This window comes from Kitasatospora sp. NPDC034533 (assembly GCF_055575155.1).
The window spans coordinates 1-1,005 of record NZ_JBVITE010000183.1 but is presented as its reverse complement, the minus strand read 5'-3'; the positions used below and the strand labels follow the sequence as shown (position 1 = coordinate 1,005).

General features: G+C 66.9%; 1 protein-coding gene. It reads right to left on the bottom strand.

The genetic code is table 11. The features are described 5' to 3' along the window. Positions 1-23: 23 nt before the first annotated feature. Positions 24-938 (bottom strand): IS982 family transposase, encoded by a 915-nt coding sequence (locus ACZ55U_RS39140; RefSeq protein ID WP_465534430.1) that lies wholly within the window; start codon positions 936-938, stop codon positions 24-26. Positions 939-1,005 lie beyond the last annotated feature (67 nt).

The window sequence follows — 1,005 nt, the reverse complement described above, 5'->3', positions numbered from 1 at the left end:
CTAGATGATTGATGCCAAGGGGTTCAGTGGTCGTACGCGGTGAGGGAACGCATGACGGGCTGCCCGGTCTGGTCGTTGTGCCAGATCGCGGCGGTCAGCGCGAGAATCCGCTGGAGGACACGGACCATGACACCGCCGGGTGTGCGGCCCTGGTGTCGTTCGAGGTCGAGCTGGCCCTTGAAGGTGTCGTTGACGGACTCGATGATCTGCCGCAACGGCTTGAACAGCTGGGATCCGGTCCGCTCGGCCTCGCCCTTGCGGGCCGGCCGCAGGAGCCGGAGCTCCAGCTCGGCGAGCTCGCGCTCGAACCCGGCGCCGTAGTAGTTCTTGTCCGCGATCAGGGTCTGACCGGGGCGAGTGGCCACGAGATCGGTCTCGGTATCCAGGATGTCCAGCAGGGTGGTGCGCTCGTCGGCCTTGGCGCCGGTCAGCGCGAACGCGACGGGCAGGCCGTGCAGGGTGCACACCAGGTGCAGCCGCAGGCCCCAGAAGAACCGGGAGTGGCTGGCGCAGTAGCCGTACTCGGCCCATCCGGCCAGGTCGGAGCGCTTGACCGTCTCCCGGGAACGTCCGCACTCGATCGGCGTTGAGTCGACCACCCAGACGTCGTCGGTCCACAGGCTGGTGTCGGTGGCCAGCAGCCGGTTGACGCGGGCGATCAGGTCCGCGGCCTTGCGTAGCCGTCGGTTGTAGCCCGACTGCCCTGGCAGATATGGGAACAGGTGCCGCAGGTGGGAACTCGCGTAGCGGATCCAGCGACGCTCGGAGACGTGACCGAGCAGGGCCTGCATCACCGCGAGCGTGACCAGCTCGGCGTCGCTGAGCTTGGGCTCGATGCCGATCTCCGGCCGCCACGGCGCCAGATGCGGCGATTCCTTCAGCAGATCGTCGGTTCTCACGTACAGTGCGGTGGCGAGGGAGTCCAGATCAGGCGTCACAACCGATCTTTGGACTCCCTCGCTTCATGTCATGCGCGCAGGCGAGCCCTTGGCATCAGTCATCTAG